23 protein-coding genes are annotated in these 21,738 nt (G+C 64.4%); 13 read left to right on the forward strand and 10 right to left on the reverse strand.

Features of this window, described 5'->3' with window-relative positions; translation table 11 throughout:
- Positions 1-11 precede the first annotated feature (11 nt).
- Together AC51GR_RS22735 and AC51GR_RS22740 are read right to left on the reverse strand one after the other, a co-directional pair.
- Positions 12-1,079, reverse strand: a complete 1,068-nt coding sequence (locus AC51GR_RS22735) for a 2Fe-2S iron-sulfur cluster-binding protein (protein WP_496326924.1) — start codon at positions 1,077-1,079, stop codon at positions 12-14.
- A gap of 117 nt (positions 1,080-1,196) precedes the next feature.
- Positions 1,197-2,858, reverse strand: coding sequence for a ferritin family protein (locus AC51GR_RS22740; RefSeq protein WP_496326925.1), 1,662 nt, complete (start codon positions 2,856-2,858; stop codon positions 1,197-1,199).
- A 184-nt stretch (positions 2,859-3,042) separates the two neighbouring features.
- Between AC51GR_RS22740 and AC51GR_RS22745 the strand changes: the two genes are divergently transcribed.
- Positions 3,043-4,836: a sigma-54-dependent Fis family transcriptional regulator gene (locus tag AC51GR_RS22745; protein ID WP_496326926.1), complete on the forward strand. Its 1,794-nt coding sequence runs from the start codon at positions 3,043-3,045 to the stop codon at positions 4,834-4,836.
- Positions 4,837-4,925: 89 nt separating this feature from the next.
- Here AC51GR_RS22745 and htpG read toward each other — a convergent pair whose 3' ends face one another.
- On the reverse strand, positions 4,926-6,875 hold the full coding sequence (gene htpG, locus AC51GR_RS22750) for a molecular chaperone HtpG (RefSeq protein ID WP_496326927.1): 1,950 nt from the start codon (positions 6,873-6,875) through the stop codon (positions 4,926-4,928).
- Between the two features lie 112 nt (positions 6,876-6,987).
- Here htpG and AC51GR_RS22755 point away from each other — a divergent pair, with 112 nt between their 5' ends.
- Positions 6,988-7,662 (forward strand): DUF4166 domain-containing protein, encoded by a 675-nt coding sequence (locus tag AC51GR_RS22755; RefSeq protein WP_496326928.1) that lies wholly within the window; start codon positions 6,988-6,990, stop codon positions 7,660-7,662.
- Positions 7,663-7,721: 59 nt separating this feature from the next.
- On the opposite strand, the gene AC51GR_RS22760 is transcribed toward AC51GR_RS22755, so the two are convergent.
- Together AC51GR_RS22760 and AC51GR_RS22765 are read right to left on the reverse strand one after the other, a co-directional pair.
- The gene (locus AC51GR_RS22760) at positions 7,722-9,068 is read right to left on the reverse strand and encodes an NtaA/DmoA family FMN-dependent monooxygenase (protein ID WP_496326929.1); all 1,347 of its coding nucleotides are present in this window, start codon (positions 9,066-9,068) and stop codon (positions 7,722-7,724) included.
- Positions 9,065-10,300, reverse strand: a complete 1,236-nt coding sequence (locus AC51GR_RS22765) for an LLM class flavin-dependent oxidoreductase (RefSeq protein WP_496326930.1) — start codon at positions 10,298-10,300, stop codon at positions 9,065-9,067. Before AC51GR_RS22765 ends, AC51GR_RS22760 begins: the two co-directional genes overlap by 4 nt.
- Positions 10,301-10,476: 176 nt before the next feature.
- Between AC51GR_RS22765 and AC51GR_RS22770 the strand changes: the two genes are divergently transcribed.
- Genes AC51GR_RS22770 through AC51GR_RS22780 form a run of 3 tightly spaced genes read left to right on the forward strand, consistent with a single transcriptional unit; the run spans position 10,477 to position 12,238 of the window.
- Entirely contained in the window at positions 10,477-11,067 is a 591-nt protein-coding gene (locus tag AC51GR_RS22770) for a GNAT family N-acetyltransferase (protein ID WP_496326931.1), read from the forward strand.
- Positions 11,064-11,333 carry a WhiB family transcriptional regulator gene (locus AC51GR_RS22775; RefSeq protein ID WP_496326932.1) on the forward strand — a complete coding sequence of 90 codons (270 nt, stop codon included), beginning with the start codon at positions 11,064-11,066 and terminating at the stop codon, positions 11,331-11,333. Before AC51GR_RS22770 ends, AC51GR_RS22775 begins: the two co-directional genes overlap by 4 nt.
- Before the next feature lie 26 nt (positions 11,334-11,359).
- Positions 11,360-12,238, forward strand: a complete 879-nt coding sequence (locus tag AC51GR_RS22780; RefSeq protein ID WP_496326933.1) for an aldo/keto reductase — start codon at positions 11,360-11,362, stop codon at positions 12,236-12,238.
- Between the two features lie 27 nt (positions 12,239-12,265).
- On the opposite strand, the gene AC51GR_RS22785 is transcribed toward AC51GR_RS22780, so the two are convergent.
- Positions 12,266-12,982, reverse strand: coding sequence for a class I SAM-dependent methyltransferase (locus tag AC51GR_RS22785; protein ID WP_496326934.1), 717 nt, complete (start codon positions 12,980-12,982; stop codon positions 12,266-12,268).
- Positions 12,983-13,089: 107 nt separating this feature from the next.
- Here AC51GR_RS22785 and AC51GR_RS22790 point away from each other — a divergent pair, with 107 nt between their 5' ends.
- Complete coding sequence (locus tag AC51GR_RS22790) at positions 13,090-13,641, forward strand: TetR/AcrR family transcriptional regulator (RefSeq protein ID WP_496326935.1); 552 nt, start codon at positions 13,090-13,092, stop codon at positions 13,639-13,641.
- A 54-nt stretch (positions 13,642-13,695) separates the two neighbouring features.
- On the opposite strand, the gene AC51GR_RS22795 is transcribed toward AC51GR_RS22790, so the two are convergent.
- On the reverse strand, positions 13,696-14,598 hold the full coding sequence (locus AC51GR_RS22795) for a helix-turn-helix transcriptional regulator (RefSeq protein WP_496326936.1): 903 nt from the start codon (positions 14,596-14,598) through the stop codon (positions 13,696-13,698).
- Positions 14,599-14,736: 138 nt separating this feature from the next.
- Between AC51GR_RS22795 and AC51GR_RS22800 the strand changes: the two genes are divergently transcribed.
- Genes AC51GR_RS22800 through AC51GR_RS22810 form a run of 3 tightly spaced genes read left to right on the forward strand, consistent with a single transcriptional unit; the run spans position 14,737 to position 16,453 of the window.
- Positions 14,737-15,621, forward strand: a complete 885-nt coding sequence (locus AC51GR_RS22800) for an aldo/keto reductase (RefSeq protein WP_496326957.1) — start codon at positions 14,737-14,739, stop codon at positions 15,619-15,621.
- 5 nt (positions 15,622-15,626) lie between these two features.
- Positions 15,627-16,028 (forward strand): (R)-mandelonitrile lyase, encoded by a 402-nt coding sequence (locus AC51GR_RS22805; RefSeq protein WP_496326937.1) that lies wholly within the window; start codon positions 15,627-15,629, stop codon positions 16,026-16,028.
- Positions 16,025-16,453, forward strand: coding sequence for a PPOX class F420-dependent oxidoreductase (locus AC51GR_RS22810; RefSeq protein WP_496326938.1), 429 nt, complete (start codon positions 16,025-16,027; stop codon positions 16,451-16,453). The genes AC51GR_RS22805 and AC51GR_RS22810 overlap by 4 nt, the downstream gene beginning before the upstream one ends.
- Here AC51GR_RS22810 and thiM read toward each other — a convergent pair.
- On the reverse strand, positions 16,446-17,288 hold the full coding sequence (gene thiM / locus AC51GR_RS22815) for a hydroxyethylthiazole kinase (RefSeq protein ID WP_496326939.1): 843 nt from the start codon (positions 17,286-17,288) through the stop codon (positions 16,446-16,448). The genes AC51GR_RS22810 and thiM overlap by 8 nt on opposite strands.
- A 29-nt stretch (positions 17,289-17,317) precedes the next feature.
- Positions 17,318-18,178 (reverse strand): sulfurtransferase, encoded by an 861-nt coding sequence (locus AC51GR_RS22820; RefSeq protein ID WP_496326940.1) that lies wholly within the window; start codon positions 18,176-18,178, stop codon positions 17,318-17,320.
- Between the two features lie 153 nt (positions 18,179-18,331).
- On the opposite strand from AC51GR_RS22820, the gene AC51GR_RS22825 reads away from it, so the two are divergent.
- The 3 genes from AC51GR_RS22825 to AC51GR_RS22835 all read left to right on the forward strand — a co-directional run bounded on the left by AC51GR_RS22825 (position 18,332) and on the right by AC51GR_RS22835 (position 20,455).
- Positions 18,332-19,462, forward strand: a complete 1,131-nt coding sequence (locus AC51GR_RS22825) for an LLM class flavin-dependent oxidoreductase (RefSeq protein ID WP_496326941.1) — start codon at positions 18,332-18,334, stop codon at positions 19,460-19,462.
- On the forward strand, positions 19,462-20,097 hold the full coding sequence (locus AC51GR_RS22830) for a GntR family transcriptional regulator (RefSeq protein WP_496326942.1): 636 nt from the start codon (positions 19,462-19,464) through the stop codon (positions 20,095-20,097). The genes AC51GR_RS22825 and AC51GR_RS22830 overlap by 1 nt, the downstream gene beginning before the upstream one ends.
- Positions 20,098-20,254: 157 nt before the next feature.
- A complete protein-coding gene (locus AC51GR_RS22835) occupies positions 20,255-20,455 on the forward strand; it encodes a DUF3263 domain-containing protein (protein ID WP_496326958.1) in 201 nt (66 codons plus the stop codon).
- A 13-nt stretch (positions 20,456-20,468) separates the two neighbouring features.
- Here AC51GR_RS22835 and AC51GR_RS22840 read toward each other — a convergent pair whose 3' ends face one another.
- Complete coding sequence (locus tag AC51GR_RS22840; RefSeq protein ID WP_496326943.1) at positions 20,469-20,906, reverse strand: SRPBCC family protein; 438 nt, start codon at positions 20,904-20,906, stop codon at positions 20,469-20,471.
- 223 nt (positions 20,907-21,129) lie between these two features.
- Here AC51GR_RS22840 and AC51GR_RS22845 point away from each other — a divergent pair, with 223 nt between their 5' ends.
- On the forward strand, positions 21,130-21,681 hold the full coding sequence (locus tag AC51GR_RS22845) for a DUF6764 family protein (protein WP_496326944.1): 552 nt from the start codon (positions 21,130-21,132) through the stop codon (positions 21,679-21,681).
- Positions 21,682-21,738 lie beyond the last annotated feature (57 nt).

Consider the following 21,738-nt stretch of genomic DNA (forward strand, 5'->3'; position numbering starts at 1 on the left):
GGGGAGGACGGTCAACTGTCTTGTGGAACGGTGGTGGTGAACTTGTCGAAATGCACCTGGTCGAGAGGAACTCCGGCACCGTCGAGCAGCGCCATCGCGGCGTCGACCATCGGTGGCGGACCGCAGAGATAGAAGTCCGCGGACCCCATCCCGGATTCGCGGCGCTCGACCACCTCGGTGACGAACCCGAAATCGCCGGCCACGCCCATGCTTTCCCAATCCGCCGTGGTCTCCTCGGACAGGCAGGGGACAAAGGTGAAGTCGGGCAACCGGTTACCGATCTCCTTGATCTCGTGGAGATAGAACAAATCCTTGGCGGTTCTGGCCCCGTAGTAGAAATGCACCGGCCGGACCGGCGCGTCACCGGCACTCTCCAGTTCGGAGAGATGCCTGAGCAGGGACAGGATGGGGGACATGCCCGCGCCGCCGGCAATGCAGACGATCGGCCGCACGGACGACTCCTTGATGGTGAAAGAGCCGTACGGACCGTTGAGTTCGAGTTCGTCGCCCACCGACAGCGACGTCTCGAGCAGGCCGGAGAATCGGCCACCCGGATACTTTTTGATGATGAATTCCAGTCGCCCGGCCATGGTGGGGGTGGTGGCCATCGAGAACGAGCGGTGCTCGTCGGCGCCGGGGATCATCAGATCGGCGTATTGCCCCGGTTTGAACATGAACGTCGCCGGTTCGAGTAGTTCCAGCTTGACCGACACGATGTCGTGGGTCAGCTCGTCGAGACCGACGATTCGGGTCCGGAGATGTTGTAGGGGAACCGCATTGCGCAGTTCGTCCTCGTCGAAGTTGATGAGTTCGATGTCGCAGTCGGAATACGCGTGCGTCTTGCAGAGCAGCACGTATCCTTCCTCGCTCTCGTAGTCCGCCAGCGCGAACGTCGAGTAGCGGTCCATCTGAATGTCACCGTCGAGGAGAAACGACTTGCACGCTGAGCACTGCCCTTCTCGGCAACCATGCATCAGCGAAACGCCTTGGCGGAAAGCGGCGTCGAGGATGGTTTCGTCCTCGTCGACCTCTATCTCGAGGTCGACGGGTTCGAAACGAACATTGTGGGTCTCACCCATGGATCGAGGTCCTTGCACTGGGATGGATGGAGCCCAGGGGCAGCGTGGCGCGTGCAACCACACTGCCCCCGAGTTCTGAGCAGGCGCCTGGCCGGGTGGTGGGGCCCGGCGAGGGGTTCAGACGCCTGCAGCTTGTTTGGCCGGCCGGCCGGCCGGACCGCCGGCCTTGTACTCGGCGATGTGTGCCTCCCGTTCCGCATCGGACATCTCGTTCAACGTGACGTTCGGGCTACCGAATTCGATGCCGCGGATGTCGTCGAGTGTCCACAGCTTCTTTGGATCATCCAGGTGCAGATGTGGCTGCGGGATAAGGGTTTTGCCATCATCGCGAACGTATCCGAGGTCCTTGACGATGTCGGCGAGATCGCGGCCGTGATGCAGGGTCTCCCACTCACGGTCACCGGTGAGGCGGCCCATGTTCGGTGTCGGCCGACCCTCGTACTCGGGACGGAACGCCTTGATGTCGGTCCAGGCGCACGTTTCCGAGCAGTAGGTTCGCCACTGACCGTCGACCTTATCGGTCACCATGTCCTCACGGATGAGGGCGGGCACCATGCAGGTCCAGCAGCGATGCGGGTACTGGTAGTTGGCATCGGACTCGAAGGCGATGGGCTTGTTCTTGCCCGGGTACGCCATCCGGTTGTAGGCCTCCCACCACTTTCCGTACTTGTCGTACCAACCCGGGTACTTGTACTCGAACCACTCGAAGTCGTCGTCGGTCATCGCGTCGATACGCCAGTAATTCACCGGCCAGCCGGTGGCGAAGAACTGGGCGACCTCGTGGACGTAGCCCTTGTTGACGATGCGGTTCCAGGACTCCTCGACCAGATCGTGCGGGATCTTGAGCCCGTACTTCTCCAGCGGGATGAGGTAGGAGCGGTAGTAATCGTCATAGATCCATCGCCGCCACATCTCGGCGTAGGAATCACGGTCCTTGCGACGGTCCTTGGTGCCGTACTCGATGAACGTGCCGATTGCGGCGTCGACCACACAGTGGTTGTTCCACCAGGCGTAGCGGAGGTCGCGTTCGAGAAGTTGCCGGTTGTCCTCGTCGGCCAGCGCCATCAACAGGATGGAGTAGCCGTTGGAGATGTGCCGTGACTCGTCGGATTGCACCGAGTGGAACACCGTCGGCAGCAGATAGTCACCGTTGGCCGCCGCCTCGGACGGCATCGCGACGAACAGGGTGTTGGTGAACGCGGTCTCGGCGACCACTGTCAGATAGATGTTGGCCGCGGTGATGGCGTCACCGGTGATGAATCCCTCGCCGAACTGGCGTCCGATGGTGCCGGCGTAGTTGTTGGCGAACGCCTTCTCGCTCATGTCGAAGCCGGCCGGATCGATGTAGTGGTTCATGTACAGACGTTTGAGGTTCATCTGGATCGTCGAGTGCCGGACCTCATCGATCATCTGCACCGCCAGCCCGTTGTGGATTTCCGGGTTGGGGACCGCGTCGATCGCCATCGGCATGGCCCGGGCGGCGGAGATCTCCGGGAACGGGATGATCGAGAGAAACAGCTTCTGCCACTCCATCCACCGCTGCTCGACCTGGCGGAACATGTTCCCGCGAATGGCGCCATCCATCGCGCCGAAGACACGATTGTCTTTCTCCTCCTCCATCGGGAAGTACGAACGGAGGATCTGCTTGAGCGGATCCTTCTTGGGTGCCTTGTCGAAGGTGTAGTCGGTGCCGAATCTGGTGGCCGGCGTGGCAAAGGTCGGCTCCCAGGACAGTTCGGTGATCTTCTTGTGTGCTTTGCTCAGACTCTGTCTGCTCAACGCAGTCCTCCTCGTTCGAGCACGCGGGTGGTCGATGGCGAGAGCCGCAAAGCTCCCTGTGACCGATGACACACTCGTTACGATGACAAGTACGTCTCAATGTGAGACGCGTCTCATTCCGAGACGCTCTTACGATTGCGGCAGACCGGAACTTGACAGCCGGTCATGGAGGTGACCTGCGAGGATGTCGAGTTTTGCCGATCGCGGCTGGTCAGCAGGGGAACGGCAGCTGGCGCGCGAGGAATTTCTGACCACAGATGGACGGGCCGCTCATCCCGTCCGTCCGGCGGTGTTGGATTCGTGGCGACGATCGCAAGCGCTCCACATCCACGTCGACCGGGTGGAGTTGCCGTTCGTTCGGGAACCCGACCTCGACACGCCGCTGATGAACGCCGCCGGGCCGGTGTTGAGGTCGATCACCGACGACATGGCGAGTCAGCCCGTCAGCGTGATCCTGACGTCGGCGGAGGGGCTCATCCTGGATCGGTTCTCGTCGGATGCGGGCATCAACCGGACTCTCGACGAAGTGAAGCTGGCGCGCGGGTACAGCTACGCCGAGCAGTTTGTCGGAACCAATGGCATCGGAACCACCATCGAGACCCGGCAGCCGACGTACATCCTCGGTAGCGAACATTACGTCGGGGAGCTCGGGACACTGGCGTGTGCCGGGGTGCCGATCCGGCATCCGAACTCCGGTGCGCTCCTCGGAGTGCTCGACATGACCTGTCGCGCCGAGCACGCCAATCCGCTGCTGTTGTCGCTCGCGAAGTCGGCAAGCAGGCAGATCGAGAACCAGTTGCTGAGTCAGGCCAACGAACGCGAGACCGCTCTGCTGACCACCTATCTCACGACCGCCCGTCGCTACAGTCGCGGTGTGCTCGCGGTCGCCGGTGAGATGGTCCTGATGAACGCCTATCTGCGGCGGACGTTGGACGCACGCGACCAGACGGCCCTGCTCGAGCATGCACTCGATGTGCAGGCCGTCGCCGCGACGCGAACCCTGGTGGCGCAACTGCCGAGCGGACGGAACGCGCGGGTGTCGGTGGCCGATCGTGACGAAATACGGTCCGGCGCAGTCAATATCGTGTTTCACGTGACGGTGGACGACTTCCCTGACGCCTGGGTTGCCCCGTCCCCGTCGCCGGCCTGGATCGAGGGGGAACCGCTACCCGCCGGACTCGTCGGAAACAGCGCTTCGCTGCGCCGCAGCTACAACCAGGTGCGGCGCTGCTACGCCGACCGCCACTGGGTGCTCGTCGAGGGTGAACCCGGTACCGGGCGGTCCACCCTGGTGACCGCGGCCGCGCACAAACTGGCCCCGGCCACCCATCTGCTCACGCTCGGGATCCGTGATGCCGCCGACCATGAGAGGTACCTGGACCTGCTGTCCGCGGAGCTCGAATCGAGTGCTGCCTTCAACGTTCTTCTCTCCGACATCGACCAGCTACCAACGCTTTTGGTGGATCCGGTGGCGCTTCTGCTGCAGTCCGCGGAGGGGACGGGGTGGGTGGCGGCGACAACCAGCGGAAACACCCAACGCAGCGAAGTCGAGGCAACGCTGCTGCCGTTCTTCTCGCACACGGTGACATTGCAGGCGCTGCGGCATCGCAGCGAAGACCTCCATGCCCTGGTGCCCTATCTGATCGAGCAGATCCATCCCGGGGCGACCGCACGCCTCGCACCGGCAGCGGTTCGCGCGCTGAGCAAGCATCCGTGGCCCGGAAATGTTGCCCAATTACGTCGCATCCTCACCGAGACGTTGGCAGTGCGACGTAGCGGTGTCATCGACGTCGAACATCTCCCGCCGGAATGTCGCACCACGATCCGGCGAACACTGTCCCAGATCGAATCGCTCGAACGTGACGCGATCGTGCGGAGCCTGCTGGACAACAACGGCAACAAATCCGAAGCCGCAGCCGCACTTGGGCTCTCCCGCGCCACCATCTATCGGAAGATCAAGGAGTTCGGCATCCACTAGCCCGCTCCCAACCCCCGATGATGTGGCCTTTTGGCGAACAAAAGCCCAGGTGGGCACCGCCATAAGGCCACATCATCGGGGTGTGGAGGTCAGCTGGTGGTGACCGTCCGGGTCAGCAGATCGGCCAGGGTCTTGCTGAAGGCGGCGGGTTGCTTCGGGGAGCCACCTTCGGCCAGCAGCGCTGCACCATAGAGCAATTCGGTCGACTGGCGCAGTTCGGCGTCGTCGCCACGCTCGGCGTATGCCTTCTGCAGCCCCACGGTCAGCGGATGGTCCGGGTTGAGCTCCAGGATCCGCTTGCTGTCGGGCATCGGGATGCCCGAGTCGCGGTACATCCGCTCCAGTGCCGGTGAAAGGCTCTGTGCCTCACCGACAATGCACGCCGCCGAATCGGTCAGGCGGCTCGACAACCGCACCGCGCTCACGTCGTCGACGAGCACACCGGTCATCCAGGTGAGGAGTTCGCCGAACTCCTCGTCCTTCTTGCTGTCCTCTTCTTTGTCGGCTTCGCCGCTCAGATCGACCTCGCCCTTGGCCACCGACTGCAGCGGCTTACCTTCGAACTCGTGGATCGATCCGATCCACATCTCGTCGATCGGATCGGTGAGTAGCAGCACCTCGATGCCCTTGGCCTTGAACGCCTCGAGGTGGGGTGAGCGTTCGAGCTGTTCCCGCGACTCGCCGGTGGCGTAGAAGATCTGGCTCTGGGTGTCTTTCATCCGCTCGACGTACTCGGCCAATGTTGTTGCGGTGTCCGCGGAATGGGTCGAGCTCAGGGAGATGATCGACAGCAGGGCGGGCTGGTTGTCGATGTCGGAGAGCAGGCCTTCCTTGAGGACCCGGCCGTACTGCGACCACAGGGTGTCGTACTTCTCGCGGTCATTGGTCCGCATGTCCTTGATGGTGCTCAGGACCTTCTTGGTGAGCCGGCGACGAATGGCCTTGATCTGACGATCCTGCTGCAGGATCTCCCGCGAGACGTTGAGCGAGAGGTCGGCCGCGTCGACCAGGCCTTTCACGAAGCGCAGGTACTCGGGCATGAGTTCTTCGCAGTCGTCCATGATGAACACCCGCTTGACGTACAGCTGCACCCCGGCCTTGTGCTCGCGCATGAACAGATCGAACGGCGCCGTCGACGGGATGAACAGTAGGGCCTGATACTCGAAGGTGCCCTCGGCCTTCATCTGGATGGTTTCGAGCGGATCGTCCCAGGAGTGGCTGACGTGCCGGTAGAACTCGGCGTACTCCTCGTCGGTGACCTCCGAGCGCGGACGCGTCCAGAGCGCCTTCTGGGAGTTCAGGGTCTCGGTCACCGTCGTCTCGGTGGGGGCGTCGTCGCCTTCCTCGGACTCGTCGTCGGCAGCCTTCGGCGGTGCCGGGGTGGTGACGTCCATCCGGATCGGCCAGGAGATGAAGTCGGAGTACTTCTTCACCAGCTCCTTGATCTTCGGTACCGATGTGTAGTCGTGGAGATCGTCTTCGGCATCGACGGGCTTGAGGTGCAGCGTCACGGAGGTGCCCTGCGGCGCATCGGCGACCTCTTCGATCGTGTACTTGCCCGCGCCGGCGGACTCCCAGCGCGTGGCCTGGGACTGGCCGGCCTTGCGGGTGAGCAGCGTGACCTTGTCGGCAACCATGAAGGTCGAGTAGAAGCCGATACCGAACTGACCGATCAGCTCTTCCGACGCAGCCGAGTCCTTGGCCTCCTTCAGCTTCTTGCGGACCTCGGCGGTGCCCGACTTCGCCAGGGTGCCGATCAGGTCGACAACCTCGTCGCGGGTCATGCCGATGCCGTTGTCGGCGATCGTGAAGGTGCGGGCCTCGGGATCGAGCGAGATCTGGATGTGGAGATCAGAGGTGTCGGCGTCGAGATCCTTGTCCCGGTACGACTCCATCCGCAATTTGTCGAGGGCGTCCGATGCGTTGGACACCAACTCGCGAAGGAAAGAATCCTTGTTCGAGTAGATCGAATGGATCATCAGATCCAGCAGCTGTCGCGTCTCGGCGGCGAACTCCATCTCTTCGACCTGAGTGCTCACGTGATGCTCCTCTGTGTTTGTTGCAGTAGTACGTGCTCCGACCCAACATTTTAGGCAGGCGGTTCGTAGTACATTCAGTCCTCATGCCGCATTGTCGGAACGGGGGGTTGCAGTGAGCTCGGTCATCCAGAACATCTTGGGTCAAGAGTTCGAAAGGCTGCATCCAAACTTACAGTGGCGCTATGGAATTGACTCAAAATCGCGTTTGGCGCAGTCGGCCACCGGAATAATGGAGTCGATTTACAGTTCGCCTCTGGTGTCAACCGCGCTGCGGCACTTCGGTAAACGCAATGCGATGCCGACAAAATCTAGTCGCCTCGTTCCGTTCACAATGCAAAATTATTGTTACGAAGACGAACTCGGCAGGGAGTCGCTGGCGGTGATGCGATCGCTGAACTACACCAGTGGTGCCCAGGGCCTGAACTCACTTTTGGTGGACGGTCGCGAGGGCCTGGTCGACTACTTCGGCGATGGACCCGAACTGCTCTGGCCGCTGGCCGCCAGGGTCGACCAAGAGGGCTCGCTGGTGTTCGAGAGCGGGCCGATGCGCCTGCTCACCGCGGGCCCCAAAGTCGGTATGCGGGGGTTGCTCGCGGCCCGGATGCTGTACGCCGAGGGATGGGACGACCGGCACAACCGCTTCCGGGTGGACGCGACCGTGCAGAATCCGGTGATCGGCGAGCTGATCCACTATCGCGGCTGGTTCACCGCGCAGGATATCCCGTGCCTGTTGCGGGACATCCCGGACGAGGCCTGGCCGCTCCGCCTCATCGAGCGCGAAAGCTGACCCGATGATGTGCCCTTCTGGCGACTAAAAGCCCAGGTCGGCACCGCCAAAAGGACACATTATCGGGGGTGGGGAGGCGTTGACAGGCCGAGGTGGTCGCGCAGGGTGTCGCCTTCGTACTCGGTTCGGTAGACCCCACGTTCCTGCAGCAGCGGCACCACGGTGTCGGCGAACTCGTCGAGCCCACCCGGGGTGATGTGGGGGACCAGGATGAATCCATCGCCGGCATCGGCCTGGACGAAGTCATTGATGTCGGCGGCGACGGTGGCCGGTGAACCGATGAAGGCCTGGCGTCCGGTGACCTCGATGATCAGTTCGCGGGTGCTCAGGTTCTCGGCCTCGGCTCTGGCGCGCCACTCGGCGGCCACCTCGATCGGATCGCGATGCATGCGCACACTCGCGCGGCCCTTGGCGACGGTGTTCTCCCCGGGTACCGGATCGACCGTTGGCAGCGGGCCATCGGGATCGTGGTCGGACAGGTCGCGGTTCCACAGCTGTTCGAGGAACTTGATCGCCGTCTGACCGCTGACCTGCTGGAGGCGGATCTGGTGGGCCCGTTCGGCTGCCTCGGCGTCGGTGTCACCGAGCACAAAGGTCGCTGCGGGCAGGATGAGCAGATCCTCCGGTCGACGGCCGTACGTGGCCAGCCGGGCCTTGACGTCCTTGTAGAACAGCTGCCCGTCGTCCAGCGTCGAGTGGCGGGAGAAGATCGCGTCGGCCTTCGCGGCGGCGAACTCCCGCCCGTCCTCGGAGTCGCCGGCCTGGAAGATCACCGGCCGACCCTGTGGTCCACGTGGAACATTGAACTGGCCGGCGATGTCGAACTGGTCGTCGGTGTGGTCGAAGGTGCCGACATCGGGACGCCGCAGGAACGTACCCGACTCGCGATCGGCGACCACGTCGTCGTCGTTCCAGGAGTCCCACAGCTGCGTGGCAACCTCGAGGAACTGTTGGGCGCGGTGATACCTCTGCTCCTGCGGCAGGTAGCCGCCGCGGCGGAAGTTCTGGCCGGTGAACTCGTCCCAGGAGGTCACCACGTTCCACGCCGCGCGGCCGGCGGTGAGGTGGTCGAGGCTCGCGAACTGCCGGGCGACCTCGTAGGGCTCGTTGAACGTGGAATTGATGGTCCCGGTGAGCCCGAGTTTGTCCGTCACCGCGGCCAATGCGGCCAGCACCGTGAACGTGTCCGGACGTCCGACGACGTCGAGGTCGTAGATGAGTCCGTTCTGCTCACGCAACCGCAGGCCCTCGGCCAGGAACAGGAAGTCGAACCTGGCGCGCTCGGCGGTCTGCGCGAAGTGGGTGAACGAGCTGAACTCGATGTGGCTACCGGCAGCCGGATCGCTCCATACGGTGGTGTTGTTGACCCCGGGGAAATGCGCCGCGAGGTGTACCTGCTTTGTCATCGGTTGATCAGATCCCCTGAGAAGTGTTGGTCGGCTGTTGCGTAACGGTTTGCCGGCAGAGCCAGGCCCAGATTCCCGCGCAGCGTGGACGACGTGTAATTTTCACGAAACCGGCCGCGGCGTTGTAGTTCCGGAACGACGGCGTCGGTGATCGCTCGCAGATCGTGGGGAATCGCGCCGGGACGCAGCCGGAATCCGGTGATCCCGGCCGCAGCCAAGTCCTCGATCAGGTCTGCCAAATCGGACGCGCTACCGGCGAAGATCAGTGCATCGCTCGCATACTCCGCACCGGCGAGCTCATCGAGACGGGACCGGCGGTCGGCCGCCGCCTGTGCGGAATCATCAAGGAAGACAACCAGATCGGCGAAGACATGAACGGTATCCGCCGCGCGTCCGGTGGCTTTCTGGGCCGATCTGATCGCAGCAATCGTCTCGGTGGCCTGTGCCCCGGTGTGCGGGGTCACGAAGCCGACGTCGGCCGACCGGCCGATCAGCTCGTACGGGATCTGCTGATGCCCCAGGGCCGCGATCACCGGTTGGCCCTGCGGAGGTCGTGGGGTGATCGACGGTCCGCGGACACTGAAGAAACGGCCCTCGAAGTCGATGTAGTGGAGCTTGTCGCGGTCGACGAAACGGCCCGTCGCGGCATCCCGGATCTCGGCATCGTCCTCCCACGAATCCCACAGTCGCCGTAGGACTTCGGCGTAGTCACCGGCCTCCTCGAAGAGATCCGCGATCAGGGCCTGCGCCGACGGACCGGACAGGTCCGCAAACGAGATCTCCGGAAAGGTGCGCCGACCGAACAGCCTTGCCTCGTGTGGGTGGGCGGAGACCTGTAACCGGACCCCGGCCCGTCCGGTGCTCACGTAGTCGAGGGTCGCGATCGCCTTGGCGAGGTGAAAGGGCTCGGTGTGCGTCACGACGGCGGTCGGGATGATGCCGATATTCGACGTCAACGGCGCGGTCCGCGCGGCGATCAACACCGAGTCCAGGCGGCCACTGACCTGGTCGGTCCGGGCGTCGAGCCCGCCGAGTGTGGCGGGCCGCAGTCCGAAGGAATCCTCGATGGTGACGAAGTCGATCAGGCCGCGTTCGGCGTAGGCGATCAGGTCGGCCCAGTACTTGGCCGACAGGAGTTCGGCCGGTCTGGCATCGGGTTCGCGCCAGGCGGCCGGGTGCCAGCCGGCCCCTTCCAGCGCGACCGCAAGATGCAGGCTCGCAGTTGTCGACATCGAAGTCTCCTTCATCGGTGATCAGTGGGCCGCCGGATTCGTGTACATCTGCGCCAACGACAAGGGTGCCGAAGGTGATACCGGATCCGTTCTCATCGGATCAGCCTGGTTCTAACCATCGCCCGACGGGTGATTTCGCGGCTGAATGGTTTCACCACCGTCGAAGGAGCAGGGCCATGTCGTTTGTCGGAAAGTTGTTGTCGGTCGACCAGATGCTGATGGCTGCGGCGGCCGTCCATCCGGAGGCGCCGCAGGCACTGCCGATGATCGAGGCATGTCGGCCGAAGGTCGAGATAGTGCGCGTCACCGGCGATGACCGGCTGGCCCGCACCGTGTTGTCGCAGGTCGCGATCGAGAACAGCCGCCGGTATGGCGGCACGTCGTGTGGGTGGTTTGCGAAGTTGCGGGTCCGGCCGGGCGATGCCTTTCTGGTCGCGGTGGCCGACGGCGTCCCGGTTGCCGGTGGGGAGTACCGATCTACCGCCGACGGCAGCGCCGAGATCACCCGGATCTGGACCGCCACCTCCCATCGTCGCCGCGGTCTCGCACGGCGAGTACTTGCCCGGCTCGAGGCCGAGGCCGCCGATCACGGTCATCGCAGCGTGCTGGTGCAGACCGGTTCGGAGCAGTCCGACCTGCAGGCGCTCCTTCGCTCGGCCGGATACCGGTTGAGGCCGGCCACGAAGGCCTCCGGCGCGCAGGCCGGACGTGGCATGTGGACCAAAGAACCGGCGGCGGTGCGCGCATCGCTTGCCGTTTCGGCATGACCGGATCGGGAGGCGTCTACGTGGGGGGAGAAACCGGCTGGGATTGGCGGGTACAGGGCAGCTGCCGAACCGGGGACGTCGACTCGAACATCTTCTTTCCGCCGGCCGGGCGCGAGTATGCCAAGGATCGTCGCCGCCGTGAAGCCGCCGCCAAAAGAATCTGCGGTAGTTGCCCGGTCGCGCGGGAATGCCGCAGGCATGCCGAGCGATATGGCGAGAAGTACGGGATCTGGGGTGGCATGACGGTCGGTGAACTGGCCGGCTGATCCGCGCCGATCGCTAGGGTGGAGTCATGACCGAACAAGTACCCACCATCGTATTGAACTCGGGCACCACGATTCCGCAACTGGGACTGGGTGTTTGGCAGGCAACCAACGAGGAGACCGAGCGCGCTGTGCGGTCGGCGATCGATGATGCCGGGTATCGGCACATCGATACCGCGGCGGTCTACGGCAACGAAGAGGGCGTCGGCCGGGCCATTGCGAATGTTGCTGTCCCACGTGAAGAACTGTTCGTCACGACAAAGCTGTGGAACGCCGACCAGGGGTATGAGCCGGCCTTGAGCGCGTTCGACAAGAGCTTGTCACGCTTGGGTTTGGACTATGTCGACCTGTACCTCATCCACTGGCCGCTGCAGGACGATGCACGTCTGCTGCGGACCTGGGATGCGATGGAAACCATCGCCGAATCGGGCCGTGCCAAGGCGATCGGGGTCTGCAACTTCGAGCCGCGGCACCTCGAATTGCTGGTCGACCGTGGCGGCCTGCCCGCAGTCGATCAGGTCGAACTGCACCCGCACCTACCGCAGCAGGCGGTTCGGGCGGCAGCGGCGAAACATGGGATCGCCGTCGAATCGTGGAGTCCACTCGGCGGGACCAGCAACTCGGGTTGGGGTCCGAACTCCAAGCCGAACACCCTGCTCACCGACCCGATCATCACGCGGGTGGGGGAGCAGTACGGCAAATCGCCCGCACAGGTCCTCATCCGCTGGCACCTGCAGAACGGGCTCATCGTGATCCCAAAATCGGTCAATCCGGACCGAATTGCCCAGAACATCAACGTCTTCGACTTCGAGCTGAGCGAGTCCGACCTCGCCGACATCGCCACCCTCGACGACGGTGTGCGAGTGGGGGCACATCCCGACGAGCTCAACATCGGCGCACCGGAGTGATCCCCCGTCCTCAGTCCCAACGGTTCCCTAGGGCTTGACGGCGAGAAGAGCGCCGGTCGACGGTTTGACCGCCCGGAACTCGATCGGGTCGAAACCGATTCCGCGCAGCGAATCGATGTAGTTCCGGACATCGGTTGCGGCGAACGGATCGGTGGCGACGCCGCGACTGCCGGCATGCCCGTGCCGGCGGGCGGTGACCTTCGCGAGTAGTCGCACGGCTCCGGTGTGGACACGATCGAGCGGGTACACGTCGGCGAGCAGTAGCCTTCCTCCCGGCTGCAGGACCCGGAACATTTCTGCCAGGGCCGTCTTCCGCTGATCCTGCGGGATGTGGTGCATGACGAACGTCGACGTCACCAGGTCGACCGACGAATCGGGAAGGTCCAGCGATTGCGCTGCCCCCTGACGGAAGTCGCAATTGCGTCGGCGGCCTGCGTGCGCGGACGCGTGGTCGATCATGGGGCCGGACGGGTCAATGCCCATCACCTGTCCGGAAGAACCGACTCGGTCGGCCAGCACGCCGGCGAATCTTCCTGGTCCGCAACCGATATCGAGGACATGGTCCCCGGGAGCCGTCCTGCTCACCGTCGCGAGCGCGGTATCGAGGCGACGGCGGCGGCCGCCGAAGAAGATCGTGTTGAACAGGTTGTATGCACGGACACCGGTGATGAGGATGCCGGGTGCCGGCTCGTTGTCATGTTCGTTCGTATGGGCGCGGAGGTTTTGTTGTTCGTCGTGGGACATGAGTTCATGATTTGCGCGATAGCCTGGCAGGGCCAGAACCAAACTGCCGGGATCCGTTCGTTTCGGCACTGATCAACACGAAGTGTTCGGTAACGGCGGGAGCGACCATGACCCAGGCATCCGATCGACGGGTACGACGCACCAGGGGACTCCTGCACCGAGCACTCATCGAACTGCTCCTCGAAAAGGGTTACTCCCGAACCACCGTGCAGGACATCCTCGATCGCGCCGACGTCGGTCGGTCCACCTTCTACAGTCACTACCGCGACAAGGACGACCTGCTCGTGGTGAGTTGCACCGAATACCTACGGGCTGCGGTGGACGATTCCGGTCCACCCGGCACCCGGCTGTGGGACCCGGTGCGCACGCTGCTGCGAATGGCGGATCAGAACCGGGAGGTGTACCGAGCCCTGGTCGGCAAACGCAGCGGTGCAGTGCTGATCCGCGCCACCGTTCAGATGGTCCACGAAATCCTTGCGGACCATCTCCTCGGCCGAACCACCATGGATGTCAAAGAGTTCGAGCCGATACTGACATTCTTGTCCTGGGGTTTGGCCGGTCTCCTCGGCTCTGTCGCCGAGGAGGGGGTGTCGGCGACGGAGGCGTTCTCGGTATTCGAAACCCTCGCGGCGTCGGTCGACGGATCGATCGCGAGGTGAAACAGGGCCGGGCAGCCATGGGTGCTCGCGGAATCCCCTGAACAGGAGAGGGACTCAGGAGGATCCGCGCATCGATCGGCGTTCGGTTTCGAGCCGATCATGTCCGGCCGCCCAGGAAGCCAGCAACGTGAGCGCGTCGGCAGTCGGTGTACCCGCGGCCGCGGTGTAGATGTTGAGATGCAGGCCCGGTTCGGAAGGGAACTCCATGCTTTCGAAGTCCATGTCGAGCCGGCCGACAATGGGATGGCGCAAGCGTTTACGGCCGCTCCGATGGAAACGGACGTCCTGTGATGCCCACCGGATACGGAACAACTCGCTCTGAGTGGACAGTTCTCCGACGAGTGCGATGAGGCCCTTGTCGTGGGGGTTGCGGCCGGCCTCGAGCCGGAGCATGGCGGCGGCGTCCCTCGCGATCTGGTCGTAGTCGACGAAGAACTCCTCGGCGGCGCTGGGCTGCAGGTAGACGAATCGTGTGGTGTTCGCCGGGCGGCGCGGGTCGGCCAGGACCGGCGAGTAGAGCGCGCGCGCCAGCTGGTTCATCGCAATGATGTCGTGTCGGCCGTTGCGAACCCAGGCCGGGGCATCGGTGATGGCGTCTAGAACCTGCTGAATCGCCGGGCGGACCGTGGTCGGTGAGGTCCGTTGGCGGCGGGTGGCCGAATTGTCCTGGCACTGGCGGGCGAGAGCGAACAGGTGATCGCGTTCGGCCTCGTCCAGTTGCAACGCACCGGCCAGTGCGCCCAGAACACTGTCGGAGGCACCGGCGAGGTTGCCTCGTTCCATCCGCACGTAGTAGTCGACCGACACACCCGCCAGCAGTGACACCTCTTCCCGGCGCAACCCCTTGACCCGGCGGTTGCCGCCGTACGCAGGAAGGCCCGTCTGTTCGGGGGTGATGCGCGCCCGCCGCGAGCTGAGGAAGTCTCGGATCTCCGTGCGAAGCTCGGCAGAACTCATGTCTCCACCGTAGGCAGCGCCGCGGATCCAAGGGAGGTACTGGCGTTACCCGGAACAACCGTGACTCCCCGGAGCGGCCGAACTGCGGTCGACTGGAACACAGGCGGACACAACCTGAGGAGGTTTAGAGTGAAAACCGTGGTACCCCCGAACTTTGTTCTGAACAATGGCATCACCATCCCGGCGATCGGTTACGGCGTCTTCCAGACCCCGCCCGACGAGACGGCCGACGCGGTGGCCGTCGCGTTGAAAACGGGCTATCGGCACATCGACACGGCGGCGGCGTATCTCAACGAGCAAGGGGTCGGCAAGGCGATCGCCGAATCGGGCCTCGACCGATCGGACATCTTCATCGAGACCAAGGTCTGGATCAGCGATTTCGGATATGACCAGACACTGCACGCCTTCGACAAGGCCGCAGGCAAACTCGGCGTCGATCAGATCGACCTGCTGATCCTGCATCAGGCATTACCCACCGAGTTCGAGCTCACCGTCGACGCCTACAAGGCGCTCGAGAAGTTGTTGTCCGACGGCAGGGTTCGCGCCATCGGTGTCAGCAATTTCATGCGCGATCACCTCGACCGACTGCTCGATGCGACATCAATTGTGCCGGCGATCAACCAGATCGAGGTTCATCCTTACTTCCAGCAACCGGACGTGCTGGCCGCCGACGCCGAGCACGGGATCCTCACCCAGGCGTGGTCGCCGATCGGTGGCATCACGTTCTACCGGGACGGATCGAAAGGTTCGACACTCGAGGACCCGACCATCGGCGCGATCGCCAGTTCGTACGGCAAGTCCGCAGCCCAGGTGATGCTGCGGTGGCATGTGCAGAAAGGCCGGCAGGTCATCCCGAAGTCGGTGACACCGGCGCGGATCGCGGAGAACTTCGACATCTTCGATTTCGAGCTATCCGATGCGGATCTCGCCGCGATCGATGCCCTGGACACCGGTATCCGGGGTGGCCCTGAACCGGAGGTCATCACCCGTGAATCGTTCGGCATGAACATCCCCGAAGCGTGAGTTTCGTGAACATCGACCCACGTCTGCCGACGACCAAGAACCCGCCCGAGCAATTCACCGGCGACGTCTGGCTGGACATGATCGCGTATCCGCGCGAGCAAGGTCAGAGGATGGTCGTGGCGAAAGTGCGATTCGCTCCCGGAGCGCGCACCGCGTGGCACTCCCACGCCCTGGGCCAGACCTTGCATGTCACCGAGGGCATCGCCTGGGTACAGGCGCGGGGTGAACCGAAGATCGAGGCCCGGGCCGGACAGACATTGTATTGTCCTCCCGGCGAGGAACATTGGCATGGTGCTGCGCCGGATTCGTTCATGGAACACCTCGCGATGCTGGACAACGGCGACGATCCGGCCGAGACGACGACCTGGCTCGACCACGTCACCGACGAGGAGTATTTCGACGCATGACCGACAACGCGGCGTTCATCGAGTTCATCGCCGAACACAGTCGCGGCACGCTCGCCACGATCCGGGGCAGCGGGGTGCCGCAATTGTCCGTGGTGGCCTACTCATTCGATCCGCGGGAGCGCGTCTTCCGGATCTCCTCCACCGGTGGGCGGGCCAAAGTCGCCAACCTGCGTCGTGACCCGCGCGCGAGTTTTCAGGTCACCAGTGAGGACGGCTGGTCGTATGCGGTCGCGGAGGGCCGGGTGGAGCTGAGTCCGGTCGCCGTGCAGACAACCGACGACGACACGGTTTCAGAACTGATCGACCTCTACCGAGACATCTCCGGCGAACACCCCGATTGGGAAGAGTTCGCTCAGGCGATGGTGGAGCAGCGCCGTCTGGTGATCCGTCTGTATGCCGAACGTTTCTACGGTCAGGTCAGCTGAACTGATCTCCGCTGATCTGAGCCCGCGACCGAATGTCGTCGGGGCCGAGATCGTGCAGTGCGTCGAGGTAGGCAACCGCGAACGAACCCGGAGCCGAGGTCTTCTCGGCGGCGATCTCCGCTGCGACCGCAACATGGGTGTGCGCCGACACCGCGGCGGTCAGTCCGTTGGGTGCGACTGCCGTGTACGCAGCGACCAGTGCACCAAGCGAGCATCCGGTGCCGGTGACCTTGGTCAGCAACGAATGTCCACCGGCGACCTTGATGAGATTGTGGCCTCGGCCGGTGGTGCCGACGACGTGATCGACCTGGCCGGAGGCCGAGACGGCATCCGCCGACGCGAGCAATGCCCGGGCAGCTTCGACTGCCGCGGCCGGATCGGCCGAGCTGTCGACACCGCGGCCGCCACCGTCGAGTCCGTGCAGACCGATGACCTCAGAGGCGTTGCCGCGGATCACGGTCGGATGCAGCGCGAGCAGTTCCCGGGCGAGTTCGCCGCGCCAGGGCAGTCCGCCGGCGCCGATCGGATCGAGGACCCACGGAGTGCCCGATTCGCGGGCCGCCGTCGCCGCCGTGATGTACGAGTCGTGCAGCGCGGACTGTGGTGTTCCGAGATTGATTATCACCGCGTCGGCGACATCGGCGAAGAGGCCGACTTCTTCCACATTGTCGACCATCGCCGGGCTGGCGCCGGCGGCGAGTAGGACATTCGCGGTGAAACCGGCCGCCACGTAATTGGTCAATGCGTGCACCAGCGGTGTCCGCGAACGCAATTCGAGCAGCGCATCGATGACCGCATCGACGTCGGGTACGCGGGTCGGGTCGAGGGTGGTCATGGTCTGTCCTTCGTGTCGGGGAGTGGTTGTCACAGCGATGTGGTGAGGGGATTGGCGGGATCTGCCGCCCATTCGGACATCGAACCGTCGTAGACCCGGACGTCATCACGGCCGGAGGCGCGCAGCGCCAGTGCGTATCCCGAGGCGGTGATGCCGCTGCCGCAGTAGGTCACCACCGGGCCCGGGGGCAACGTGTGGGCTGCGCGGCGAGCCTGATCGAGGTCCACTTCGGTGCCGCCGGGGCCCACCAGCTCGGCGTAGGGCAGGTTCACGCTTCCCGGGATGTGCCCGGCCCGGCCGTAGGGTACTTCCTCGCCGGAAAAGACCTCTGGCCGAAGCACATTGACCAACGCCGCATCCGGACCCAGTGCTCGGACGTCGTCGGCATCGGCGAAATGGCCGGGCGCACGGCAGAGTTCCGGGGGAGCGGTCGGTGTCGGGAGGCGCTCGCCGGTCTCGACGTCACCGCCGTTCTCGCGCCAGGCGTCGAACCCGCCGTTGAGGACAGCGGCGGCGGTGAACCCGTAGCTGTGCAGGACCCACACCAGACGCGCCGCCCAGATCCCGTTGAGGTGGTCGTAGATGATCACGGTCGAATCCGGGCCGATGCCGTGGCGTCCGAGCGCCGTTGCGAGTTGCTCGGAGGTGGGCCGACCGAACGGCGTCGCGGCGGTGGGGTCGGAGAAGTCGTCGACGAGGTCGGCGTGGATCGCGCCGGGCAGGTGGCCCTGGCGATACGTGGGCAGCCCGGTCGAATAGGTGCTGGTGTCGTCGGGATGCACCTCGCGGGTGACGCAGGCATCGAGGATCACGAGCTTCGGATCGGCCCGGTGTATCTGCAGCCACTGCGCGGAGGCGAACAGGCCAGGGGTGCCCTGGTCTCTGTTCACGGTTCCCGGTCCTGGTTGCGCCATCTGTATACAGCTACATTCATGGGGATGATTGTGCACGCATTAAAATCCAGATGATTTGAATGGGTGACGATCGGTGCCCTCGACGAGAGAATCGGGAGCGTTGTAAGCAATGAAGGGATCTGTGCAGTAATGGCCTCGATCGATTCCGGCGGAAACGCCGGCTTCCGGACACTCTGGTACCTGACCACGGCGAATGGCGACTACCCGTGGACGCCGGGTCGGCTCTACCCGCCGGACTTCGAGCACTACCGAGAACTCGCCCAGGCCATCGACGACGGTGGTTTCTACGGCGCGCTGGTGGCCACCTGGCCCAATGACCCCTTCACCTCGGCGTCGTTCGCCGCAGCCGTGACCCGCCGGATGCGTTTTCTGGTCGCCACCTATTCAGGTGTTGTCCCACCGAAGGCCTTCGCCGAGAAGGCGCTCACCTTCGACCGCTTCAGCGGCGGTCGTCTCGACATCAACGTGATCAACGGCACCGATGACCGGGTCGGCCCGTACGGTGTCAAAGCCGACCACGACGACCGGTATGCGCGCAGCACCAAGTACTGGGCCGAGGTGCTCGAGCACTACCGCGCGGGAACCGACTCGAACTTCCACAACTCGCCGGTCCGCATCGAGCCGACCCAGGACGTCATCGACCTGTGGGGCACCGGAGATTCGCCGGCCGGCCTCGAGCACGCCGGGGCGACCATCCACAACTACCTCACGATGCTGCGTCCGGCGCGTGAGCTGGCACCCAGGATCGAGGCCGCACGGACTGCGGTCTCGGCTGCCGGTCGACAGTTCGACTCCATCGGTGCACTCGGCGGTGTGATCGTGCGCCCGGATGCGGCCGAGGCACTCGAGAAGTTCTACACAGTGTTCACCGGCGCCGGTATCGACGCGGTGCGCGACACCCTCGATGTCGCGGTGAAGAAGCGCACCGGCGGTGAGCACAGCCTGCTCACCTACACCGCCCCCGACGCGCAGCGACAGGGCTGGGTCGAGGCCCTGCGGGCCAACCGTTTTCCGGAGCCGTCCGAACTGCAGGTCGACGAGGGTCTGTACGCGGGCATCACCGCGTGGTCACCCCTGGACATCTTCGGATCCCGCTCGTCGGCACTCTATTTCGTCGGCGACCCCGACTCCATCACCGGCACCGTGCGTCGACTCAAGGATGCCGTCGGCATCACGTCGCTGATCCTGGCCGGTTGGCCGCTGGCCTCCGAGGCACGTCAGGTCGCAGAGCACCTGCTGCCCCGGTTCGACGAGCTCTGATGGACAGCCACGCAAACGGGATCTACCGCCGGCTTCGGGAGAACTTGCTGGCCGGCGTCTACTCCGTCGACGGTCCGTTGATCCCGGGTGCGCTCAGCGAGGAGTTCGAGGTCTCCCGCACCCCGGTCCGGGAAGCGCTGGCCCTGCTGGCGCAGGACGGTCTGATCGAACCGGTCCGCCGCGGATTCATGATCACCCAGCGTGGCGACGACGAATTGCTGGAGCTCTTCGAAGCGCAGGCCGTGCTCGACGCGGCGGTTGCGTCGGCGGCGGCCGAGCGTCGTACCGACGTCGATCTGCTTCGGCTCCAGGACGCGCAGGATCGGTCGGCGGCGCCGGCCGATCCGGTTGATGTCCGCCTCGCGTTGCGGCAGTGGCACACGGCCCTGCGCGAGGCGGCGCACAACCGGACGATGACCGATCTGCTCGATCGGCTGGACGCCCAGATCAAACTCGGCGCACCGTGGCAGCCCTCGCATTCCGACGGCGCGTTCGAGCGCCCGATCGCCGAACACCACGAGATCCTCGCGGCCGTACGTGACCGCGACCGGGACGGGGCACGCCTGGCGATGCTGGCCCACCACGCCGCCGACCGCGACAACCGGATCGCCCAATTGGCCCAGAGGCACGCGTGATTCGGCGTTGTGGCCGGTCGGCACGGTCCTTTTCGATTCTTGTGATTTCTACAGGTTCACCCCTGGCGCCACGCGCTACCCTGTGACTACAGTCACTGATCAGTGACACGTGTCACAGGATCGATAGGAGCGGGTTTTGGCACCGGATTCGCAGGAGATGTTGGACTTCGAAGTCCAGTGGTACGCCCTCGGCGGCGGGCCATCCGACCAAATTCATGAGCGCTTCGGGATGTCGGACCGCGACTACTTTGCGTCCGTGAACGACATCTTGCAGCAGAGCCCACCGGAGCAGCTCTCGCCGAATGCGGTCGAGGCGATGCGCGGAGTCGTGCGCCGCCGTCTCTGGATGGCCAAGTAACCAGGTCGCCGATTCACGCGAGTCGGCGCTTGGCTTCGTCCTTGAGGCCTTTCTGGGCGGTGTTCAATGCGGTTTTCTGGGCCTGCTTGACGAGCAGTCCGGGGAGCTTGATCTTCAGGTCGACCTCGAGTTCGAACACGACGTGTGACCCGTCTCCCTTGGGGGTCACCGTGTACCGACCGTGCTGGTGGGACAGTTGGTCGGCCTCGATGAGATCCCAGGTGCAGGTGTTCTCGGTCCACGAGTAGGTGAGCAACTGGTGATCGGTCATGCCGAGGGCCTGGAGTTCGAGCTGCACCTTCTTGGGGGAGCCGTCGTCGTACTCTTCGAGGACCTCGGCTTTCTTGTGCGGACCCGACCAGTCGGGTAGGGACTCCACGTCGAGCAGGATCTCCATGATCACCGCGGGTGGTGCGTCGATGTCGAATTCGGTCTTTGCGTTCACGGCCATGGGGAGAAAATTACACTGATGCGCCACGGAATCGGCCGGGTTGGCCCCCGGTGTCGGTGTCCGATGTTGTGACCGAAGTGTTGCCATCAAATCCGGGTGCGAATGGCGGGCGGGGGAGTATGGTCTGTCCCTAGTGGCCGGCGCGCAATGTTGCAGCCGGCTTTTCGTGGGCCTCGAATCGGCGGGTCTGATGATTCCGTTGACAGTCTTGATAGGACGAAACTTGTTCAGTGCAAGTATTTTTGGTGTCTGCTCGCCTTCTCGATCCAGGGTTGCCGCAGCCGGGTTGGTCGGTGCCGGAGCGCTGGCGCTGGCCGGGTTTGCCGGGGTGGGTACCGCATCGGCGGACCCGTTGATATGCGAGGTGTCCAACGGGCACAACGTCATTCGGGTCGAGGGCAACGGTGGGTGTGGCGCCAAGGCGGGTCCCGGCAGCACGGCTCGGGCGACAGATCAAAGCGGTGCGGGTACCGCGGTTGCGTCGGCGGACACCGGTGGCAACGCCAATGCGTTGAACCTGCAAGCCGGGGCCGCGGCCCTGTCCGGGGCGATATCCGGTGGCACCGGTTACGCGGTGACGACCGGCCCCGGGGGCATGTCGGTCACTCAGGCGCGTGATGGCGGCACCTCGATCGCGATCGCCGGGTGGGGCGGCACCGCGTACTCCGGACCCTATGGGGCACAGTGCACCGGCAGCTTTGCCGCCGCGGTCGACACCAACACCGGCCAGGGCTGCATCGGAGCCGGCGGCCTCTGGTTGTCGACTCCCCGATGACACCGGTCACGGTGCGGATCGGTTGACCCGTACCTCCCAGACGAAGAGCGGTGCCGC

The sequence above is a fragment of the Williamsia sp. z71 genome, assembly GCF_059553375.1.